The organism is Mycoplasma sp. 5912, from assembly GCF_054353835.1.
In genome coordinates, this window is record NZ_JBTHHI010000001.1 from 147,955 (window position 1) to 171,810 (window position 23,856).

The 23,856-nt window shown below is 27.6% G+C and carries 19 protein-coding genes; 6 read left to right on the forward strand and 13 right to left on the reverse strand.

Annotation, left to right across the window (positions count from 1 at the left end; genetic code table 4):
• The first annotated feature begins 46 nt into the window (after window positions 1-46).
• The 5 genes from ACXYRP_RS00485 to ACXYRP_RS00505 all read left to right on the forward strand — a co-directional run bounded on the left by ACXYRP_RS00485 (window position 47) and on the right by ACXYRP_RS00505 (window position 5,357).
• Entirely contained in the window at window positions 47-1,219 is a 1,173-nt protein-coding gene (locus ACXYRP_RS00485; protein ID WP_458597367.1) for a DNA cytosine methyltransferase, read from the forward strand.
• Window positions 1,220-1,450: 231 nt separating this feature from the next.
• On the forward strand, window positions 1,451-2,548 hold the full coding sequence (locus tag ACXYRP_RS00490) for an Eco57I restriction-modification methylase domain-containing protein (protein WP_458614995.1): 1,098 nt from the start codon (window positions 1,451-1,453) through the stop codon (window positions 2,546-2,548).
• The gene (locus ACXYRP_RS00495; RefSeq protein WP_458614260.1) at window positions 2,549-3,046 is read left to right on the forward strand and encodes a hypothetical protein; all 498 of its coding nucleotides are present in this window, start codon (window positions 2,549-2,551) and stop codon (window positions 3,044-3,046) included.
• Window positions 3,047-3,176: 130 nt separating this feature from the next.
• Window positions 3,177-3,803 (forward strand): hypothetical protein, encoded by a 627-nt coding sequence (locus ACXYRP_RS00500; RefSeq protein WP_458614970.1) that lies wholly within the window; start codon window positions 3,177-3,179, stop codon window positions 3,801-3,803.
• A 12-nt stretch (window positions 3,804-3,815) separates the two neighbouring features.
• Window positions 3,816-5,357, forward strand: a complete 1,542-nt coding sequence (locus ACXYRP_RS00505) for an Mbov_0400 family ICE element protein (protein WP_458614971.1) — start codon at window positions 3,816-3,818, stop codon at window positions 5,355-5,357.
• Window positions 5,358-5,495: 138 nt separating this feature from the next.
• Here ACXYRP_RS00505 and ACXYRP_RS00510 read toward each other — a convergent pair whose 3' ends face one another.
• The 12 genes from ACXYRP_RS00510 to secG form a co-directional block, all read right to left on the reverse strand.
• Window positions 5,496-7,421: a hypothetical protein gene (locus ACXYRP_RS00510; RefSeq protein WP_458614972.1), complete on the reverse strand. Its 1,926-nt coding sequence runs from the start codon at window positions 7,419-7,421 to the stop codon at window positions 5,496-5,498.
• A gap of 1 nt (window position 7,422) precedes the next feature.
• The gene (locus tag ACXYRP_RS00515; protein WP_458597372.1) at window positions 7,423-7,698 is read right to left on the reverse strand and encodes a hypothetical protein; all 276 of its coding nucleotides are present in this window, start codon (window positions 7,696-7,698) and stop codon (window positions 7,423-7,425) included.
• Window positions 7,699-7,700: 2 nt separating this feature from the next.
• The gene (locus tag ACXYRP_RS00520) at window positions 7,701-8,729 is read right to left on the reverse strand and encodes a carbohydrate ABC transporter permease (protein ID WP_458607480.1); all 1,029 of its coding nucleotides are present in this window, start codon (window positions 8,727-8,729) and stop codon (window positions 7,701-7,703) included.
• Complete coding sequence (locus ACXYRP_RS00525; RefSeq protein ID WP_435130539.1) at window positions 8,686-9,723, reverse strand: carbohydrate ABC transporter permease; 1,038 nt, start codon at window positions 9,721-9,723, stop codon at window positions 8,686-8,688. Before ACXYRP_RS00525 ends, ACXYRP_RS00520 begins: the two co-directional genes overlap by 44 nt.
• Window positions 9,704-11,788, reverse strand: a complete 2,085-nt coding sequence (locus ACXYRP_RS00530) for an ATP-binding cassette domain-containing protein (RefSeq protein ID WP_458614973.1) — start codon at window positions 11,786-11,788, stop codon at window positions 9,704-9,706. The genes ACXYRP_RS00525 and ACXYRP_RS00530 overlap by 20 nt, the downstream gene beginning before the upstream one ends.
• A 12-nt stretch (window positions 11,789-11,800) precedes the next feature.
• Window positions 11,801-13,174, reverse strand: coding sequence for a thermonuclease family protein (locus ACXYRP_RS00535; protein WP_458614974.1), 1,374 nt, complete (start codon window positions 13,172-13,174; stop codon window positions 11,801-11,803).
• Between the two features lie 51 nt (window positions 13,175-13,225).
• Window positions 13,226-15,772 (reverse strand): P68 family surface lipoprotein, encoded by a 2,547-nt coding sequence (locus tag ACXYRP_RS00540; protein ID WP_458614465.1) that lies wholly within the window; start codon window positions 15,770-15,772, stop codon window positions 13,226-13,228.
• 193 nt (window positions 15,773-15,965) lie between these two features.
• Window positions 15,966-16,250 (reverse strand): antibiotic biosynthesis monooxygenase, encoded by a 285-nt coding sequence (locus ACXYRP_RS00545; protein WP_458597377.1) that lies wholly within the window; start codon window positions 16,248-16,250, stop codon window positions 15,966-15,968.
• Window positions 16,251-17,801, reverse strand: a complete 1,551-nt coding sequence (gene metG, locus ACXYRP_RS00550; protein WP_458614975.1) for a methionine--tRNA ligase — start codon at window positions 17,799-17,801, stop codon at window positions 16,251-16,253.
• 1 nt (window position 17,802) lies between these two features.
• Complete coding sequence (locus ACXYRP_RS00555; protein ID WP_458597379.1) at window positions 17,803-18,603, reverse strand: tRNA1(Val) (adenine(37)-N6)-methyltransferase; 801 nt, start codon at window positions 18,601-18,603, stop codon at window positions 17,803-17,805.
• Complete coding sequence (rnr, locus tag ACXYRP_RS00560; protein ID WP_458614976.1) at window positions 18,584-20,764, reverse strand: ribonuclease R; 2,181 nt, start codon at window positions 20,762-20,764, stop codon at window positions 18,584-18,586. Before rnr ends, ACXYRP_RS00555 begins: the two co-directional genes overlap by 20 nt.
• A 3-nt stretch (window positions 20,765-20,767) precedes the next feature.
• The gene (gene secG / locus ACXYRP_RS00565; RefSeq protein WP_458614272.1) at window positions 20,768-21,001 is read right to left on the reverse strand and encodes a preprotein translocase subunit SecG; all 234 of its coding nucleotides are present in this window, start codon (window positions 20,999-21,001) and stop codon (window positions 20,768-20,770) included.
• A 151-nt stretch (window positions 21,002-21,152) separates the two neighbouring features.
• Here secG and ACXYRP_RS00570 point away from each other — a divergent pair, with 151 nt between their 5' ends.
• The gene (locus ACXYRP_RS00570) at window positions 21,153-22,853 is read left to right on the forward strand and encodes a hypothetical protein (protein WP_458614977.1); all 1,701 of its coding nucleotides are present in this window, start codon (window positions 21,153-21,155) and stop codon (window positions 22,851-22,853) included.
• A gap of 21 nt (window positions 22,854-22,874) precedes the next feature.
• Here ACXYRP_RS00570 and pfkA read toward each other — a convergent pair whose 3' ends face one another.
• Entirely contained in the window at window positions 22,875-23,849 is a 975-nt protein-coding gene (pfkA, locus tag ACXYRP_RS00575; protein WP_458597383.1) for a 6-phosphofructokinase, read from the reverse strand.
• Window positions 23,850-23,856 lie beyond the last annotated feature (7 nt).

Sequence of the window (23,856 nt, forward strand, 5' to 3'; positions counted from 1 at the left end):
CAAAAGCAAATTTTTAAATTTATATATAATAAAATAAAGGGGTAAAATGATTGATAATAAATTAACTTATATCACACTGTTTTCATCAGCAGGAGTTGGTTGTTTCGGGTTTAAAAAGCAAGGATATGAATGCATCGCTACAAACGAATTGCTTGATAAACGTTTAAATATACAACGAATAAATAATAAATGTAAATATCAAAGCGGTTACTTATTAGGTGATATTAAAGAAAATTATGAAAATTTATATAATGAGATACAAAGATGACATTTACTTGGCAATGATGTTGTTGATGTAATTATTGCTACTCCCCCGTGTCAAGGGATGAGTGTTGCAAATCATAAAAAGAATAACAATGATATAAACCGAAATAGTTTAATCGTAGAAAGTATAAAATTAATTAACAATATTCAACCAAATTTTTTTATTTTTGAAAACGTTGCTTCCTTTTGAAAGACGGGGTGTTTATATAACAAAAAAATCGTTACAATATCAGAAGCTATTAAAGAAAGTTTAGGTAAAGATTATGAATATCAACATAAAATTATAAATTTCAAAAATTATGGTAGCAATTCATCAAGAACACGAACCTTAGTCATTGGTGTCCATAAGAAATTAGCTGATAAAATTGATGTCGAGAAACTTTTTCCTAAATATCAGGACGAAAAAACACTTTATCAAGTTATTGGTGATATGAAAACCTTAAAATGAGGCGAATATGATGACGATGATTTTTTTCATAGCTTCCGAACTTATAAACACCATATGCAATCATGGATACAAAATATCAAATCAGGACAATCAGCATTTAATAATTTAGAAGATATAAATAAGCCACATAAAATTATTAATGGTAAAATAATAATAAATAAAAATAAAAATGGTGATAAGTATAAAAGACAAAGTTTTGATAAGGTTGCTCAATGCATTCATACCAGAAACGATCAATTAGCAAGTCAAAATACAATTCATCCGAATCAAAATAGAGTATTTTCTATTCGAGAGTTAATGAAAATGATGACAATACCAAATGATTTTAAATGAACTAATATCCCTCTGTCACAGTTGAATAAGTTATCTTATGAAGAAAAAGTTGCTTTTTCAAAAAAGAATGAAATGAATATAAGACATTGTATCGGTGAATCAGTTCCTACTGTAATCTTTGAACAAATTGCTAAAAATATTAAGAAAGAGTTTTTTTGATGAAGAAAAGTTTAAATAAACAACAAATTAAACAAATTATAGAAAAAAAATGAATTAATAAACCATCAGAATTTAATTAAATTTATTAAAAATAGCAAACACAAATATGATTTCAATAGTTTATCTAGAATAATTGAATTATCTAATAGTAAGCGTAATTATTATGCAGCATTTTATACACCACAAATAATTTTAGAGCAAATAAATTCACAATTACCCGAATTTACAAAGAAAGAAATTAATATTTTAGAACCTGCAGTGGGTTCAGGTAATTTTTTACCTATTTTATTTAGAAAATATCAAAATAATATTGTGAATTTAACAATTATTGATATAAATAATGAATCAATAGAACTTTTAAAGATTCTTTATGAAAACAATATACCTGAAAATTTTAAGATTAAATATGTAAATGATGATTATTTAATGTTAAAATTTAATAAAAAATTTGATTTAATTATTGGAAATCCACCGTTTACCAAAATAAATAAAATTAAAAAAGTTGAATATCAAAATTTACATCAATATTCAGAAAATTTAAAAAATTTAGCAGGGTTATTTTTAGAAAAATCCTTTTTAGAAGCCGAAAACATTTCACTGATAATGCCAAAAAATTTATTAAATACACCAGAATATCAAGAAACACGTAACTTATTAGTTAATTTTAATATTTCATCAATTATAGATTTTGGCGAAAAAGGATTTGATGATATTTTAATCGAAACTATTAATATAACAATTTCAAAATGTATTATAGATAGAATTTATATTAAATCATTACCCAAAAAACAAGAAAATTATCAATTCAGGGACTATATTTTCTCTAAGGAATTGCCATACTGAGTTATTTATCGTGATGAATTTTTTGATTTTGTGTATAAAAAAATGGAATTTGATATTTTTAAGGTATTTAGAGACCGTCAAATTACTAATTCAATACTTATTAATAACAAACAAAATACAATAAGAGTCTTGAAGTCTAAAAACATCGATGATAGTGGAAAAAGTATCAGCGAAATAGAAAATTATGATTCTTACATCCTGGATGTTGTTGCAAAAAAATTAGATGTCTATAAATATCTTGATTATGAAAATGCTTATTTAACACCTAATATGACTTATAAACCTAGGCTAATATCAAAACCAAAAGGTTATCTAACAAACGGATCAGTAGCAATATTAATACCTAAGAATAATTTAAAGTTAAATGACAAACAAAAAGAATATATTTCGACTGATGAGTTTAGAAAGTTCTATCATATTGCACGAAATTATCAAACTCGTTCAATAAACATTGATTCTTCAAGTGTTTTTTGATTCGGGAAGAACAAGGAGTTGAATTAGATGTATAAATTATTAAGCGATTTCTTCGATGATAAGAATTATGATTTAAGAATTTCAAAAAATTCTAGATGAATTGATCAAAAGTGTACATATGATGTTTTGTCAATAGTTTCTGATTGTATTTTAGAATATATCAATAATAAAATGGATACATTTAAAGTAAAAGACATTTGATTTAATGAATATACAGTTATAAATGTTTCAAATCTATTTACCAAACCAAATCCATCGAATAAATCATCAAGAGAATACGATAAATATTTTGGACAACCTATTAATTTACTTGTATATGCAGGAGTTTTAAAACAAAACAAAGTAAATAATGTAAGACACTTTAAGGTAACTAATAAAGAAATTTTAGAATATATTGCATTAAGACCAATGAATGCTCTAAACTTTTTATGTGAGTATATCAAAAAGGTTTTAAAAGATACTGATATATATCATTATTTTGTGAATTTTTTAAACAACACCAATGCTTATACCTTTAAATATTAAATGAACATTTAACAAATTTTTATAAACAAAATACAAAAATTAAAGGAACCCTAGAAATTTATAGAATTTTACTAAAATTATAAATCCACTTTCATTTGTAAATAAATCCTTAGGAACTAAAAAAGGTTATTTGTCTAAAAATATTATTACATTAGATGATTTAACATACAATAAAACAAATTTTAGAGATCTAAAACCTAAAAATATGTCTAGAAATGACTATGCACAAGTTATAAATAAGAAAATTAATGAGACAACATATCGAAAATATTTAATCGATAAAGCAAAAAAAGCAATAAAAATGTTGAATCAAAAATATAATAACAATAAAAGTGAAATTATAGGATTAACGGATAATAACGATGCAACACAAGTGCATCATATCTTTCCACAGTCTAAATTTCCACAAATAGCAGATTATTTAGAAAATTTAATTGCACTAACACCAAATCAACATTTCTTAATGGCACATCCGAATAATAGCACACATTATATTGATGTAAATTTTCAATATTTAGCATTAGTCGCTAAGACATTTACAATTAAAAGTGATATCGAATCTGGAAATGAAAACTATTCATTTAGTAAATTTATTAATGTATTGAGATGCGGGTTAAATACAGAAGAGTTCGATGATATAGAAAACAAAGATTTTTTCATAATTATAGAAAAAATTGATTTAATATATTCACAATTTGGAAATGATAATCAATATAAGGAAGAAATTAGGATAAATAAACAAAGGATATTTAATTAAATTAAGGAAAATATGACACAAAAACAAAATTTTGAATACAAATTAACAAACGGATATAATATGAAACCAATACTACCGAAAAAACCTATTACATTTGATAGGTTTGAAGAAGATTATGGAATACATCCTGTTATTTTCTTTTACAGCGATCTAACAGGTTCATTTTACTATCTTAAATCTAGAAGTGCATATAATAAAAAACAAATCCAAAGAAAACCGTATGAATATGAAGTTTTAATTAAAAAGTCAGGCAATGGATTGCTATATAATGACAGTTATATAGATACAACACAAATTTATAAATTAAATATTGCAAAGGAAGATTTATACAAGGTTTTTGAAAAGGATTCTGTCTTATTTTTAGATACTGAATATTTTAATATAGATGATATTGATGAAATTTATTCACAGTTATATCGTAATTTAAAAAATAATCCTCCGTTTGTTTCGATAAGTCAGATATATTTTTATGATGAAGAAGTTAAATCAAGAACACTTTATAGCCATCAAAATTTTCTTGATATGGAATTAAATGCATATAAATCAAAAAGTAATATTTCAGTTGAACAAATTATACAAAAACAAGAGTTATATAATGAAATTATAAATTATCGTAACAACAATTATGATATTCTGTTTGAACTTAAGGAACTATCAAAAGGTTGTGATTTAGAATTAACTGATATTCATAATGAAATTAATTTTTTTAATGAATATAAAAATAAGATTTCAAGTGAATTTTCAAGTTTTATTACAGATAATAAATTTGATTTTAATAAATATTATTCAAGCCAACTTGAACAAATATATTTAGGTTTAAAAGCAAATTTAGATGTTAAAAAATATACAAAAAATATTTTTAATGGTTTTCAAATGCAACAGATAAGACTTGGTTTACAAAAAGATTATATATTAGATAAGGTATATTTATATATAGATCCAAAATACGATTGAAAACAAATGCAAGAGATAAGAAAAGGACTAGAGTTATCGTTGGATGTGAAATTATACCTAGATTCAAAATTATCATATTATCAAATGCAACAAATTAGAAATACATTACTCGAAGATAAAAAGAAGGTTATTAGCGATGATGTAAAAGAAAAAGGACTAGATAGTGAATATATGAACGAGTTGAATATACCATATTTTGATGCGATTTTGGATGAAGTTCACAAACGAAAGCAAAACACATCTGAGAGCAGTAGTCACATGCAAATTGTAAACATCAAGCATAAGGTTGCTAAGGCAGATGAAATAAATTCGCAGCTACATTTATTTAATGAGCAGCAACAAGAACAAATCAAACTAGGAATACATGTAGATATAAATGTATATTCATATTTGGACCCAAAATTATCAGCCAATCAGATGCAAGAGATAAGATATCATTTACTAGAAGAAAAAGTATATCAAATGAATTTAGATTTAAAAGAAAATGGTATATATAGCCAATACTTTGATTATACATATAAAAATGTTTTCAATCAATTTAATGAATTAAAAGAGTTATATAGTGATGAAAAATCAGATGTAAAAGAGAATGTGATGTAAGTGTGATATGTTTTAGCAGATAAATGTATACTGTTTAACAAAATAATAAAGTCACTAACCATAAAGAACATAATATGGCTTTATAGGCACTATTTTGTGGGTATAAAAAGTTGTCTACACAAAGTGTATAGACAACTTTTATAACTCTGAATTAGAATTTGGTAGTTTTTCAAAATGATTTTCTAATTTATCAAAGATAAATGTATCAATATTTGAGTTTTTATCTTTTTTGATGGCTTTATAGTATCCATATACATCGAATAAATATCATTTTTTATCTTCATGATTATAAAATTCTACTCAGTATGTAAGTTTCTTAGAATCTGTATTTATTTTATATCCTAAAACAGATTGAGTTTTATATATTTTATTTAAAAATAAGAGTTTAGCGAATAAATCTGCCAATGAATATTGTGATGTTTTAGATTCTGCAAAACTTTTATCGATTAGTTTGTAAATATTATCCAAATCAAATTTAACAACTTCAAAGTTTAAAAAGTCATTAATAGTTTTTGTCGCTTGTGCCTTTGTAGTAGCATTAAGATTAGGATTTCGCAATGCTTCAGATGCTTTTTTAACAGCCGGCAGAGTTTTTTCAAAATAATCTATAACAATTTTATAAACATCAACTTTTTTATTGGTATTTTTTACAAACAATTCTGCAGCTTTTAAAGCAGAAATTTTTTCATCCAACTTCTTTGTGTCATTATCATTTTGAAGTTGTTTGATTTCTTGTTGTAGTTTTTCAATATTCTCTTGCGTTTTTTTAATTGTTTCAAGAGTTTCGGGTAAGGTATTAATGTATGAATGATAAGTTTTATAATAAAGCATATCGATGTGATTTTGGATAAATTCTTTTGGTTTTGATAAAAATTCACTTTGTTCTGCTTCACTGAGTTTTTCAGTAAAGACTTTATATTCATCGTTTTTATTTTCTTTTGTATCAGATGTTGCAGATGGTGAAATTCCAAAAATTAAGTAAGTAGGACCAAATCCACGAGTAATTCCGTGAATTTCATCTTCCAAGTTTGCAGGAAGTGATTCATCAGTTTCAATGCGATAATTAGGATATAATTTATAAAACACATTTCAAATGTTTTTTAAAGTATTTTTAGCATCTATTTTGGTGTAATCAATTTTTGAATCAAGAATCTTATTTTTTTGTAGAGTTAAATTAACTAAATTAGTATCAATGGTGTTTCCACGGATGTTATTTGCAAAATCAATTTTAAATGAAATGTCAGCATTATTATAAGTTAAAAGTTTATTCACAGGTTTAAATGCTTCTATTTGTTTCTTGTTAGCATAATCGACATAATTTATCCCAACTGCTAATGGAGTATCTTTGATGAAGTTATATACAATGCTTTTAACTTTATCTTCGGTAATAACTTTATTAAAATCATCAATTTGATAATATTCAATTTTGCTTAATGCTTGATATAAAGTTAAAATTTGTTTTTCTAAATCGATATCATCCCCCGCTTCATTTGTTCCATATTTATGGACTAATATTTGTGCAACAGAACGTTTTCCGTTGATTTTATGATATGCATCTAGTTTCTCTAAGATTTGTTTTTGTTTTGTGTGAATATCATTTAACAAAATGATATTTGAATTAATTAAGTCTTGTCCTTGTCGTTGGTATTTATGTTTTTTATTATATTGATCAAAGTTGTATTGCATCAAAAGAATACTATTTGCTAAAAAGTTGATATTATCTTGGTTAAATGCAACACCTTTACCTGCTGTTGTAATAATTGTTGGTAGGCTTATTTTTAAAAACGAGTTATTAATAGAGACATTTAAATTTTGATATCTGATGTCTACATCTGAATATGTATATGCTAGTCAGTTTGCTGTATATAAATTATTTTCAAATTTTACTAATGCAGGAATTTTTTTGTCAGCAACTCTTTGTTTGATATTAAATCCGTTTTGTTGGACTCAATCCTTAGCATACTGAATTGTTTTATCACCTTGGTATAAACAGGACACGGCTGTTAAAGGAACGACACATGAAGATAAGGTTGTAAAAAGGAGATATTTAATTTTTTTGTTCATATTAACTAAACATTTCTGAGTATTTTCAAGATTTAAAACCAGCATATGAAATAATTACACCGATGATAAATACTACACAAGAAAATGCTAAACCTCCTATAGAATATGCTTTAGAAAACTGAAATGCATCTATGATGCTCCGATCTAGTTCGACTTTTTTGTTTAATTCAATGGTATAACCTAATTGGTGGATAAAAATTGATAATCCGATGATTGCTATCAAGGCCAATGCAGCAATAATTGTTCAAATAATAATTCTGCGTTTATATGTTCTCATTTTTATCCTTTAATAGTTGAACCTTGTCTGCTGATTGCATTCATAATTCTTTTTCTAAGTAATAAATAAATAATAAACATTGGTAAGATTACAAAGATAGCTGCAGCCATTTTAATATTTTGGAGTGGAACACCAGCACTGTTATCATCGCTAAAGTCCATACCAGCATTAAATAATCAAACTGATAGCAGTTGTAATGAATTACGATCCGAAACTAAAATTGATGGTCACAAGTAAGCATTTCAAGAAGCAAGAGCGGTTAAGATAACAATAGTTAAAGTAGTAGGCATTACCATCGGAAAGGCAATTTTAAACATATATTTTATCCCACCTGCTCCATCAATTAATGATACTTCTTTAATGCGTCCTGGAATTGCTTCAAATGAGTTTTTATACATAACGGTATTAAAGATGCTAGATACAAAAGGAAGTGCAATAGCAAATAATAAACCAGTATAATTAGCCCGCATATTAGTACGAAACACCACGATATATTGTCCAGATAATAAGGCAACTTCAGGTAGCACCAATAAAGCAAGTGCTAAGAATCAAACCAAACCTTTTCCACGTCACTTTTTAAGAGCAAAAGCATATCCCATTAAAAAGGTAATGAATACTTTTAAAACAACTGATATAATAACATTTAATGCAGTAAAACCTAATGAATTTCAATAACCAGTTGCTAATGCACGATGGTAGGTATTGGCGACAACTTTTGACCAAGCAACAGTATCACCAATACCTTTGGTTCCTTGATAATATGTATTTCCTTCGGTAAAATCAGAAACAAATCGAAAATTAGTACTTAGGTTTGCAACTTCATCATCTGTCATTAATGAAATTGAAATCATAAAGAAAAATGGGAATAATATTAGAACACCAAAAAAACATAACACTAATAACTTCAAAACCGATAAAAAAATTGCTGATGCAGGATTGCTGTCGATTACTTGGGTGGTAACTTTTTCTTGGTTGCGACGGATTTTTCTATGTATTAGAAGTTGTTGAATTTTTAACTTTAACTCAAACATTTCTTTCTCCTAAATTATTTAATGATAATTGCACCATAAAAAATCCTCCACGAATAATAGATGAAAAACTTACACCTATGATAAATAACAAGATAGCTGCAGCACCTGCATTATGAAATTGCGCGCTTTTAGTCATTAAGTAAACATATAACATTAAGGTTCCACCACCGTATGAAAAGGCATCGGTTGGGTTATTATTGAATAAAGCAAGCGGAAAGACTTTTAAACCTCCGATGATACCTAATGTGATTATAAAGTTAATGGTTCCTTTAATTGATGGTAAAGTAATGCTAAAGAATTGTTTGATTCCACCACATCCATCGATAGAAGCAGATTTATAAAGATTTTTATCTACTCCGAGCATTGCTGTGGTAAATATAAGGATGTTAAATGCTAATCCACCTCAAATCCCGTTAATAAACATTGCAATCAATGCATTGAATGTATATGGATCGGATGTGTTTAATCAGGCACGAGTGGAACCGGTAATTTTGTTTAATATCCCTGCTGGAGCAAAGAATTGGATAAATACCAGTGAAACTGCAACAGCATTAGTGATATAAGGCATAAAGAATACAGTTTGTCATATTCCACGTGCATATTTACGATGTAGTTTTGCAATAATAGAAGAAATAATTAGTGAAAAGGACATCACAAATGGTAGCACGACTAAACCATATATAAATGAGTTTCTTACCCCAGTAGCAAAACGCGCATCTTTAAACACATATTCATAATTCTTTCATGTTCCTTCACCGCTTTCGGTTGTAAAAGATTGATAAATATTAATTCCCATCGGAACTAATGTAAACATTAAAATGAGTAAAAATCCAGGGAGTAGTAAAAGTAATGGGATATATAAAGGGGTACGACGTTCTAAAATTGAATGCGATAAAACGACTTTCTTTTGTGATTGTTTTTTTAGTGACCAATTAAGTAAAAACCCCATATGAATCGAGATAAAAGAGTGCAACTTACGAATTAGATATTTCATATTCTAATCTTTCTTCGGAAACTGCATCAAAGATATGCAATTTTGAAATAGGTAAATCAAAATAAATATTATCCCCGATTCGATATTCTAAATCATTATCTAATAAAAAGTTAATTCTTCCGATGTTATTAACTTCAACTATTAATTTACTTTCTTTTCCAAAGTTCTCTTGCACGATAACTTTACCTTTAAACATCGCTTCTTCGTTGTTTTTAATAATAAAGTCTTCTGAACGAACCCCGATGTTTAAACTTGGATTTGACACATTTTTTATAAGTACATTTTCAAGCAATTTACCAGCAACATATACTCTGTTATCCTTATATTCTGAAGGGAATAATCCCATTTCAGGCATCCCTAAAAAACGGGCCACGAATTGGTTTTTAGGTTTATTATATAACTGCATTGGTGTTCCGAATTGTTGCACTTTTGCAGTTGACATACAAACAATAATATCTGAAATTGACATTGCTTCCTCTTGATCGTGGGTAACAAATACAGTAGTAATTCCGAGCGATTGTTGAATTTCCCGAATTCACTGACGGGTTGAAATCCGTAGTTTTGCATCAAGGTTAGAAAGAGGTTCATCCATTAATAATATTTCAGGTTTTTTAACAATTGCACGAGCAATTGAAACACGTTGTTGTTGACCTCCAGATAAACGAGTCGGTTTTTTTTGTAAAATAGGAACTATTTCAACACGTTTTGCTACTTCGATAACTTCATTATGAATTGCTTTACGTAGAGAGATTACATTTTTTGTTAATTCTTTTACTTTTTGGCGATCACTTTCGCTTAGAATATGGGGAATAATTTTCTTGCGTTCTTGTTTTATTTTATTGTCTAAATCATATCTTTTGCTTAACTCCTTAACTTGGTTAATGAAGTGTTTTTGAGCAGCATATGGTAATCTTTCGCTATCATCTTTAAGTTGTTTAAAACTAAGATCTTCGGATTTTGCTAACTTATATTCTCTTTTTGCAGCTAAATAAATTTCTTTGGTTTTTGCTTTTTCCTCGGCATATTTAGCATATATTTCTTTACGTTTTAAAATATATTTATAGCGAGTGATTAAATGCAATAATTTTTTTTCTACTGAAACAATTTTTAATCGCTCATTTAATTCTAGATGGTCAAGGTTTTCAGAAACTAAATTTGCAACTGCTTGCTGTAGCAATTCTAAATGAGCCGGGATGTCTTCAGGTTTTAATGGTTTAAAATGTAGCAGTTTAAGATCCATATTAGATAAAATTTCGGTTTTTTTAAGGTCTTCTAATAAGTTGTTACTTTTTTGAGATAGGTATTTGTCTTTAATTTCTTGTTTTTTAGTTTTAGTATCAAGATCCACTTGCTTATTAGTTTTCAAGACATTTTTAGTTAAAAGGGAAATTTCAGATGTTTCATGTGAAACGGCAAGTTTATAATCAGTATGAGCTTTTTCAAGATTTTCAATCATACGAGCATATGCTTCGTTGAATTTGTGCTGTAAATTATAAGATAAAAGTAATCAGTCATCAAAAGCTTGTCTTAATGAATTTGTTTCATTTTTACTTGCACCAAGCGCATTTAGATATAAAATTCTAATTTCATTTTGTGCTTGTTGCTTTTTTAACATTGTACGAAACTGTCAATCATAATCATTTTTTAATGGAAAAGCAATGTTAGCATAAACACTTAAATGTGGATATAAAGCATAGTTTTGAAACACAAATCCGATTTTGCGACGTTGTGGAGTAAAATCGGTAACATCTTTTCCTTTAAATAAAATTTTTCCTGATGTTACTGTTAATAAACCAGCAATAGCATTTAATGTAGTAGTTTTTCCAGAACCAGATGGACCTAATAAAGTTACTAATTTACCATCTGGGATTTTAAAACTAACATTATCGACAGCTAAGGTTTCACCAAAATCGATATTTAAGTTTTTCAACTCAATTGCAGGAACTGAATCTAGGTTTTTTTCTCGAAATTCATCTCGGTATTTTTGAATTTTCATTAAATCTGAATCGGTGATATTAATAGACTGAGTTTTAAGTTTATGAATTAACTTCTTCAGTAATAACATAAATTCCTTTCGTTATTTTTGATTAGTATATGTTTTAACTTTATTAGATGCATCACCAGGTTCACTGGAATAAAATGGAGCATATGAATTAGGTCGTTTGCTTAAATATACATATAATGAAACTTGATCAGGGGTGTCAAAATATTTAAAGAATCCATTTTGTTCTGCTACAGCTTGGTCAGCTGCTTGTGCCATCTTTGGATAAATATTATATATAAAGTCATCTGTTTTTGCTTGTTTAAAATCCACACTTCAAGCCGCTTCAGAAAGTGGAAGGGTTAAACCAGCACGAATAATTTCAACACCATAACTATATTTATATTTACTATAATCATTTATAGGTTGACTTGAATCATTGCTACCAAAGATAATATCTGCTACATTTCTACCATATGTATCTTTTCCGCTTGGAAAGGCAACTAAAACATCATCTTTATATTTATTGAAAATTTTTTCAGCAAATTCAGTTGACTTATAAGCAAAATGTGATTCAAAAGGACTAGCAGTTTTATAATTTTTTCCACCACCTATTCCTTTTTCAGGGGTATCAATTCCACGTAATCTTATTTTATATTGCTCGCCTATTTTAAATTCAGCATTACCTATTATTTTAGCTTCTAGTGGCTCAATGGTAAATGTATCACCATCTGAATCAGAAACAAGTTTAGCACGTAATATTTTATTTTTAAAGCGTTCTTGATTAAAATCAATTCCTAATGGGACAAAGTTTTTTTCATCTGTATCAACTTTCATATCCTTAATAGGGACATCAAAACTAAATGGTTTTTCAATATTAACTACAGATACTCAATCAACAGGATGATTTTGATAAAACATTTGATATCCTAAGGTTATTTTGTCTTTTATGCTTTTAGAATCTCATTGCGATAGAGGATTATTTTGTCCAGGTTCTTTCAGTTTGTCATCTAAATTAAGTGATACACTAGCATATAAAAACTTAAATACAACATATTTATCAAAAAACTTCATACGAACTAGTTTTGGATAACTACTCTTAGCATCATCGATTCTTAATACAGCTTTTTGTGGTTGTAAAAAAGTCAAATGGATTTGTTGTTTAAATTGATTTTGTATTGATGATGCGATTTTTTCTTTAATCTTATCAATATCATTATAAAAAGAAGTTCTTTTTAATGTATTGTTTAGAACTTCTGGTGTGGTTGTGATGTTATAATGATAGTCTTTTTTATCTTCTGTAAAAATAAGTGGATATTTTGAAACAGAAGCATCAACTTTATATTCAAGTATAGGGAGTTTTTCGTCATTAGCAGGATCATATTTAGAACAAGCTACTGCAGCAACTAAACTACTTGCTGATAAAGTTGGTAAAGCAATCATTTTTATTAATTTAGTAAACTTAAACATATTTTCCTTTCATTAAAATATAACTTGCCTAAGCAAATTATATTTATAATATTAACTTACTCCGATTGTGATAGCATCAACAAATTTGGTGAAATTGAATTTTTCTTGACTTGGATTATTGAAATTGTATTGATCAATGGATTGTTTTCATGCATTTTTGATTTGTTCTCTAAATGTATCAGAGAATGTTCCAGCAGGTTCTTCAAATGTATGGATTTCATCTGGTTTATTAATTGCTTCTTTTGCTTCCGCTAACACAACTTGAAGATATTTATTTGTACCACTCTTAGTTTTAGCAAATTTATCAGGATCTAAATTAACTAAGTCATTTGTTCCTGAAATATAAGACATTCCTTGTTCTAAGGTTCTTAAAGGTGTGTTGGTAATAGTATTTTTATCAACTTTAAAGTCAAAGGTTTTTGTAGTAGTAATCAATCATTTTACAAAAGCACGAGTTGCATCTTCATCAATATCATTTGATTTAACACCCATCAATGAAGGTCCTTGAAGGTATAAAACATTTTTATCGGTTGACTTTGCAGATCATTTTTTAGGTGTTGGTAGAGCAAATAATTCATCTTCGGAAAGAACATCAGTAGCTTTTAATATACGTTTGTGCAATCCAACTTCATTTAAAGCATTAGTAAATTTATTGTCTGTATCATCAATATTTTTTTCATAATCTTCATATTCTGTTGTATTCATTTTTAGAACATCTTTTAATATTACGAACGCAAATGAATCACCTGATGAATTCTTCATATCAATAATTTCAACTTTAGAATCTGTTTTATCTTTTAACATATCTTTAGCTTTTTGGATAAAATTAGTATTTTTTGGATTATCTTTTAATGAAACAATATAACCTAAGTTTTTACCACTTGTTTTAAGATTTTCAATTTTAGTTTTATTTTCATCATCAGCAGGAAGTAAATCATATTTTCCGATTGAAATATCATTACCTTTATCATCTTTTGGTATAGAAGATCATACAAAATTTTTAAAACCACCATAAACAGCTAGAATATTTGATTTGTATTTATTATATAATTCTTCAATTGCAGATGTACTTCCATCTCTATTTTTTTTAAATGTAGGATTTTGGATAAAAGTAAATGTGTTAGATTTTGATGGTTCAAATGAGAAGTTACCACTTTTATCATCAATTTCAGTTGCACCATCATTTTTAATATCTTTATAATTTTTTGAATATCCTGCAGTTGAACCGATTGAAAATGCGATTTTATGTTTAATTTGATCAGTTGATGAATATTGTCCACCCGGAAAACCATAAATTGCTTTAGTTTCAAATCCCTCAGTAAATTTATCTCAAATTTGTTGTGATACAGTATATGCATCACTACCTTTGCTTTTTAAAGCGTTATATTGAATTACGGTTTTATCATTTTGACGAATCGCTGTTGAAATCATTTTTGAGTAATCAGCACCTAAGCTAGAAAATAATGCTGAATCATAAACTCCAACCATATCATCGATTCCGAAAACATGTAATGATGTATCATTTGTCTTTGCTGAGTTTGTAAATAAACTTTGCATAGTTTTTGAGAAATTAATAATTCCTGTGTATGTTCCGAATAAATCATCCTTAGTTATAGTTTTATTTGGATCTAAATATCCTGCATTTTTCAGGATATCTTGTGCATTGGCAACAGGAGCTCCTCAAATTGCTGTAACGCTATTGCGATCAACATGTGATTTATCAATAATGTCATTGAATTCATCACTAATTTTTACACCCTTAGCTTTCATTTCATCTAAAAAGTATCCTAAAACAGGTGCATTAATTGATAAAACATTTGAACTTTTGAATAATGGAAGAATGTATGTTCCTGGTTTGGTAATATTTTCAGTTGTATAGTTTGCATTAACGAAACTTTTAGCAAAATCATCTAAATCAGTATTTAAAGATTTATCTTGTGAATTGAAATTTAATAATAAATTTTCTCCATTGCTATTTAAAACTGAAGCAATTACAGGATAACCGATTAATAAATTATAATAATCTTGTTGTTCTTCTTTTTTTAATCCGTGTATAGCTGCAATTTGTTTTCCAACATTTTGCACCCCGTCTGGATAACTGTTTCCATAGTTATCTACCTTAACTATTTCAGCAGCAGCAGAGATTCCTAATTCATTTAGTTTTGCTTCTTTTTGTTCGTCGGTTGCGTTTTTATTATCATTTACGAATTTTTGATATTTGCTAACTAAATCATTATATACATCAACAATAGCTCTAATTGTATTACCTTGAACACCACTTTGAGAAAAGGTAATTCCTAATTTAATATATCTATTCCCGTTGGAATCTTTCTTTTCTTTTTGACCATGACTTCTATTGTTTTTATCATTTTGAGCATTTTGAATCCGATCTTCTTGTGTCGCAGTTTCTAAGTCGCTTTTGATAACTAATGAACCTGGGTTACCTGGATTTCCTGGTGTAGTCGCACTACCTCCACCAGTATTATTTCCTTCACCACTTGAAGATTTACCACCTCCACATGCAGCAGCAAGTGCTACTGTGGTGCTACCCACTAAACCTGATAAGGTTAGTAAATATTTTTTTAACTTCTTTGACATATTATGTATATCTCCTAAATTATTTATTTATGTTATATAGAGCAGAAATATTTATTTCTGTATAAATTATATATTATTTTCTATAGTAAGTTTTAATATGCTTATTTTATAAGGTTATTTAATAATCTTTTGCTAAGAAGTGAAAATTCATTTCATATTTTTTTCATAAGTAACAAAAAGAACCAATATGGTTCTAACGATTTATTGACAATTGATAAATAACATTAACAGCCTTGGACATCTTTGATAAAGTTTGTAGTTCTTTAGCAAACTCAGGATTTTTAATGAATTTATCAAATTCGTTAAAATTGCTTCAACGTTCAATTACTAAAATTTTATCATCTGCTTGTATTCCGTATTCAAAAGATAAATTAGTTTCTTGCATACGTGTTTTTTGTGTAAAAACATATAAATAATCAATAAAACCCTTCATTTTTTCAGGATTAATTATATATTGTGTAGCTTTTGTGTAAATCATTTAGTTTCCTTTTTTGATGCGATTAAATAAAATAAAATGTGATTTAGGGATGATGTTATCAAATTTATGAAAATTAATTATTTGTTGAAAATCAAAACCAGATATGCATAAAGCATCTGCAACTTCTGAAACTTTTTTAGGTAGTAAAATAGATAAATATGTTGAAACAGCATAAATTCCATTTAATAATACTAATAAAATATCTTCCAATCTGATTAAATCATTTGTCAGTGTTCAAGGTTTAGTTACATCAATATATTTGTTTAAATTATCTGATAAATTTGTTGCAATCGCAAATGCTTTATGGATTTGATAGCGATCAAATTCATAACAAAAACTTTCTTTTGATTCTTTAATTTGTTCAAGCATTTGTAAGTCTTCGTTTAAATATTCATTTGTTTTTAAAGGTCTGTTAAAACTATTTGAAATCATCTTTAAGGTGCGTGATACTAAATTACCATAATTATTTATTAATTGTGAATTAATAACATCAATAAAACGATCTTCATCAAAGATTAAATCTTCACCTAAGGCAAATTGTGAAATAAAGAAATATTTAATCATTTCAGGATGGTATTTAGAGACTAAATCAAAGGGATCTACTACATTGCCTTTTGATTTAGACATCTTTCCTTGTGATGTAACAATTCAACCGTGTGCCTGGATGCGATTTGGTTGTTTGATGTTTAATGCTTTCAAAAAGATAGGTCAATAAATCATATGAAAACGCGAAATTTCTTTACCTAAAATATGTACAACTTCAGAGTTTTCGTTGTTTCAATATTTATTAAAATCACCTGGTTTATCAATATCATTTATATCAAAATCTAATGCACTAATGTAATTACATAAAGCATCTAATCATACATATAAAGTATGATTAGTATCTTCGTTGATTTTAATCCCTCAGTTAATATTAGTTCTTGTTACTGATAAATCTTCTAAACCTTTGTTAATAAAGTTAACTAACATCTCATGTTCTGTTTTTTTAGGGAATAAAAGGTCTGGATTATTATTAATATATTCTTTGAGTCAATTTTCAAATAGTTTCATTTTAAAAAAGTAACTATCTTCACTTACTTTTGTAAGTACATGTCCTGAAGCTGGATGATAAAGTTTTCCATCTTTTTTAATTACTTGTGCTTCGGTTAAAAACTCTTCATCTGAAATTGAATATCATCCTTGATATTTACCTTTATAAATATATCCTTGCTTTAAAAAATAACTAAAAATATCTTTAACTATTTGTTTATGTTTTGTAGATGTGGTTCTTGAAAAATAATCATAATTAATATCAAAAACTTCTCACATATTTTTAAATTTACTTACAACTTGATCCACAAATTGCTGGGGTGCTAAATTATGTTGCTGTGCAATTTGTTGTATTTTTTGTCCGTGTTCATCAGAACCAGTGAGCATTTTGACATCATAACCTTGACTTTTTTTATAATTTGTAATCGCTCAAGCAAGTGTGGTAGTAAATAAATGTCCAATGTGTAAGTTTCCGCTTGCATAATAAATAGGAGTAGTAATATAAAAAGTTTTTTTCATCTTATTCCTTATTTAATTTTATAGGTTTATACAGTTGTTTTATTTGTGGTAGATAATCATGATTATTTAAATCTTTTGCATCGTGAAGATATAAATTAGGTAAAAAGTGTGAACCTCAGCCGGCTTGATAGCGCGCTTCAATTAAAACAAATTTTGCTTTATCTTGCAACCTCGGATGCACAAATTGAATGCGTTTAGGTTCGAAATTGTATTTACGCAATAATTCAAATGCATCGATGCAACGTTCTACAGGTAAAACTAGTGATAAAAATCCTTTTTGTTCTATTATTTTTGAGCAACCTAAGATTAATTCATCTAAATTAAGTGTAATTTCGTGGGTTGCAATCAATTTTGCTTTTGATATATCTTGCTTAATTTTGGATGCATCAAAACGATAAAAAGGTGGGTTGCAAAAAATTATTTGATATTTTTTTTGATTTTGTTGATTAAATTGCTTTCAGTATAAATTAAAATCAGCATTAATCACATTTATTTGCTTATCAAGTTCGTTCAAAGCTACATTATATTTTGCTAACTGTATTGCTTGTTGCTGTATTTCAATTGCATCAATATGTAGTTTTTCACTGCGTGCTGCGATAAAAATTGATAAGGCAGCATTATTAGTTCCAATTTCTAGAGCATTTGTAAAATGATTTGATAAAAACACAAAATTACCCAGTAAAATTGTATCAACTGAGTAATTAAACATCGTTTTGTCTTGATAAACATATAAATCACTATCAAAACCTAAAGAGTTTTTGATTCAGTTTTGTTTTGGTAATTTATTTTCTAATTCGTTCATGATGGAATTTTTTCTTAACATATTCAGTATATAAATCAGCAAGGCAGCAATCTATTTTACCTTCAACTAAATCGACATCTAAAACAACAATATCGACATAATCACCAATAGCAAAGGTGCGTTTTTTTGAAATTAATTTAGTAAGGTTTTCGTTAGGTTCATAAATATCATCGATTAATGTAGTTTTGTGAACTAAACCAGATGCCATAAAGTCAAATTCCACAAAGAAACCAAAATTAAGAACACTAACAATTTGGACTTTAAAAGTTTGTCCAACTTTGTTTTTTAAAAATTCTGCAAATTTTAAATCATTAACACTGCGTTCGATTTGAACTGCCTTTTGTTCAGAACGAGTATTTAGATCGCCGAATATACTGATTTGATGTTTATATTCAGCAAGATTCTTTTTATTTTTATTGATAATAAAGTCACGAATGATGCGATGGATTACTAAATCTGGGTAACGACGAATTGGACTGGTGAAATGACAATAGAACTTTGATGCTAGTCCGAAATGTCCGATGTTATCTGGTGAATAAACTGCCTTTTGCATTGTACGTAAAAATAGTAATTTAATAAAATCATCATTGCGCATTTGCTTTACATGATTTACAAAATCAGCAAATTTATTTGGTTTAATACTAGTATTTGAATTGATTGCTTCACTGCTTATATTAATTGCGTTCAATGAGTTTGATAATAATGTTAATTTTTCAGCATCGGGAGCCTCATGAACACGGTATAAAACAGGTAATTTATGATCAAATAAGAATTTAGCAACTGTTTCGTTGGCTCTAACCATAAAGTCTTCAATTAGCACCTCAGAAAAACCACGATCATTGATTAAAACTTCTTTAACAGTTCCATCATCGTTAAGTTTAATTTTCGGTTCGGGAAGTTCAAAGTCAACATAACCTTGTTTAATTTTATATTCATGTAAAATTAAACTCAGTTCCTTTGCATCATTTAACATCTGTTTTAGTTGTGATACTTGCTTTGGATCGCATTCTTCATTAATTAAACCACTTTGGTAATACTTATCAACTTGTTTATAGGTTAAGCGAAACTTGCTTTCTATGATTCCTTGAATAATTTTTGTTGAAACGTTATTCCCATCCTTATCAATTTCCATTTCACAACCCATAACAAAACGTCGAACATTTGGATTAAGAGAACAAATTCCGTTTGATAATTCAATAGGAAGCATCGGTATAACACGATCCGGTAGATAAATACTAGTCCCACGTTTTAGTGCTTCATGATCAATTGCGCTACCAGATTTAACATAATAGGAAACATCTGCAATATATACACCTAAAAAGTAATTTCCATTATCTAATTTTTTAACATAAATTGAATCATCGAAGTCTTTGGTATCATCACCATCGATGGTAACAATCATTTTATCAGTTAAATCAACACGATTTTTTAAATCTTCATTGTCTATTGTTTGTGGGATGTTTGCAACTTCTGAAGTCATTGCATCTGGGAAATTTGAAGGGGCTTTAATATGCTCGAGGTATGATTTAACATACACCATCGGGTCAGCTTCATTGCTAATTACTTTAATAATTTTAATTGAAACGGTTTTTCCATCATATTTAATAATTTTTGCAACTACTAAATCATTAAATTTTGTTTCAACATTTGATTCGATAATATTTCAAGTTACATTTTTCATCCGAGTTTCAACAGGGATAAAATAAGTTGAATAATTTTTATGTTTTATAAAACCAATGACTTCTTTGTTACCACGTTCTAAAACTTTTACAACTACACCAGAGTTCAATTGGTTTTTATCTTCATACGGGTTTGAATAAACATACACAAAAACCTTGTCGTTATTCATTGCACCATTGAAATTGAAGTTTTTAATAAAAACACGATCCTTAGTTTTATTTATTTCATCAATGTTATAGTCAACAAAACCAAATTGACCTTTAGCATTGACATTTAAAATACCTTCAATTTTATCAACTAAAACTGGTGCATAATATTCATCGTTAACATTTTTAAATAACTTATATTCTCGTTGTAATAAAGATAATAAACTTGTTAGTTCACGATTGTTCTTAGGCAGAATCCGAAAACGTCTTGCTATATCTAAAAAACTTCTTGATTTAACAGACTGGATGTATTTTAAAACTTCTTCTTTATTCATAATTTAACGAACAAAAACCCTTAATAAAATTGCAATTACAAATAATAAAATTCCTAATACAATCATAGTATATTTTAAGGTTTTTTTAACTCCCCTTTCTTTTGAAATTTTAAATAAATCAAGGTCTCCAGAACCAACTAATGCACCTGAAAAACCATTTGAATCAGGTGACATTAAAAAGGAGACAATTAAGATTACAAAAGATATAATAATTAAAATTACTGTTAATGCTATCATAATTTCCTTACTTATAAGTTTTATTATTATATATTATTCTATTTTTTTCTTAATATTTTGATTATAAATATCATAATTTATTAATTTTGTTTTACAACTCATCATATGCTATGTATTTTCATTTTTATAAAGATATAATATAATTAAAATTATGCAAAAAAAATGAAAATATAAATTTTTATCATTGTTATCAACCTTTGCTACTACCACAACATTAATAGCAGCAGCTTGTTCACCTAAGCAACAAGTCAGCAGCTCTGAAAATGTTGTAGATAAAGAAGCAGAGAACAAAGAAAACGAGATAAAAATCCAAAATCAACGAATAGAAACTTTGCAAAAAGTACATAACTATGCTTTTAATTTAGTCATCCCACAGATTATTACACAGGTAACAAAAAGTGCTAATGATTTATTAAATAACAAAGATAAACAGAAGCAATTCACAGAGAATCCTGAATTAAAAAACCAAATTACACAATTAACTAAATACGATGACTTGCTTAATGGTTTTAATGATATTAATAAGAAACTTTTAGAAGCAAACTTTTATCAACATAAGCCATACTATAATTTCACAGCGAAAATTACTAATATAGGTCGTATAATTTTTCAAAATCGTATATATATAATTTCACAAATACTTCAAACCAACCATGAAGATGCAGAGAAAATAACTGATTATGTAAAAAAATATAGCGAAATATATGCACTTTTGAATTTTACAGCTCGTTTATATTGATCGGAAAGTGTTTTAAATGTTTTGTCTAACGATAAACAAATCGATAAAAATAAAATAACCGATATTCAAAAAGAATCTATCAATTTTCACAGTCATATTGATGATATTTTAAAACAAATTCAAGAAACTAACTATTTAGAAAATAATGAAATAATTACAAAAGTCGAAGATTTAACAAAAAAACTAAATGATACATTTTTAAAACTTAATGAGTTTTGAAAAACTTATTTACAATTAGAACATAAAAAGCAAATATGAAGTTTTGCTATTGGTAAATATAAAGATACTAAATTAGAGATAGAAAATCAAATCATAGATAATTATGAACCTTTATCTAGTTATATTGATAAATTAAGCAAAGATAAAGATAAAGATGAAAAAGAGAAGAATGCAAACGAAACAAGAATTCAGCAGCTTAAAAACCTTCAAGAAAAACTTTTAAAAGAGGGTAATACACCAGAAACAGATGTAAGAAATGATGTTGATTATCAATTCTTTTTACCTGTAAATGCTACTTTTAAGTATCGCGATAATCAATATCCTGCTAATTTATTTTTAACTGTATATTCAAAGGATAATACTGGTAAATTTAAGTTAAATGACTTTGATTTGGATGATAATACTACAAATTTATCTACACTTATTCCTGATGATGTAAAACATTTTGCTAAACTTACCCTATCCCATAATGATTTTGTTAACTTATATGCTTCATACTTTAATGTAAGAGAAATGTTTCTTAATCCAGAAGATGAGCAAGCATTACAACCATATAAACTAGCTTTAATCAATTTATTTACAGTAAATTCAGTAAATTATGATAAAGCAGACAATGTATTAAAACTAGGTTTATTAAATGAATTTGATAACGGTAATTATAATTATAATGCTGACAGTTTTGAAGGCAGCATCCCAGGATTATTCTCAAATTTTGCATTATTTTTCAATAAAGATAGTTTTATAGAAGATTCTAATGTTGATTTATTCTTCCAAATTTCAGATGATTTATATAATTATCTAGATGCTTTAAATAAAAAGCAGAATGCAAATAAGCAACCAAATGAATCGGAATTAAAAGAAAATATATTCAAAATTGAAATTCAATATCAATAAAAGTCCCTAAATTAGGGACTTTTATGATTGATTTAGTTTATTAAATTTCTTAGCTAGTTCAACTGCTTTATCTTTGGCTGGATTATCCATTGATAAAGCTTGTAAAATAGGGATTCCAGTAACTATACCGTTAATTAATCCAATTGCTAAACCTGATTTACCTTCAAGTAATAATTCCACTGCTTTAATTCCCATCACAGATGATAAAACACGTTCAGCAGCAGTCGGTTTACCCCCACGTTGGATGTGATTCAGTGGATTAATGCGAGTTTCCCATTTGGTTGCTTGCTGAATTAATGAACGCAGTAAATTTAAATCATATTTTTTCTCTGAAATTACAATCATAATGCTGCGACGTCATGATTGTTTTGATAACTCTAGTGCTTTTTCAACAATTTCTTCGTTAGAAAGATTTAATTCAGCGGTTGCAATGATTTCAGCACCAGTAGCTAAACCAGAATATAAAGTTAAATCACCACAACCATTTCCCATTACTTCAACTAACATAATGCGTTTATGACTTTGTGCTGTATCACGAATGCGATCAATAGCTTCTACCACGGTGTTTAATGCGGTATCATAACCGATGGTTACATCGCTTGAAGCGATATCATTATCAATTGTACCTGGTAAACCTATAGTTTTTACACCTAATTCGTGTAATAACTGAGCACCTTTATAACTTCCATCTCCACCGATAACAACTAATGCTTCGATACCAAGTTCTTTTAGGTTTTTTACAGCAACTAAACGAGTTTTTTCATCTTTAAACTCTGGATAACGGGCTGAAAAAATGCATGTTCCACCTTGATTGATATAGTTGTCTAAATTAACTTTTTCTGATGGGATTATTTCATTATTGCATAAACCTTTATATCCTTCAAATACTAAATAACTTTGGATTCCGTTTGCTTTTGCAGTTTTTACAATCGCTCTTAATGCATTATTCATTCCAGGTGCGTCACCACCAGAAGTTAATATAGCAATTTTCTTCATTATTCTC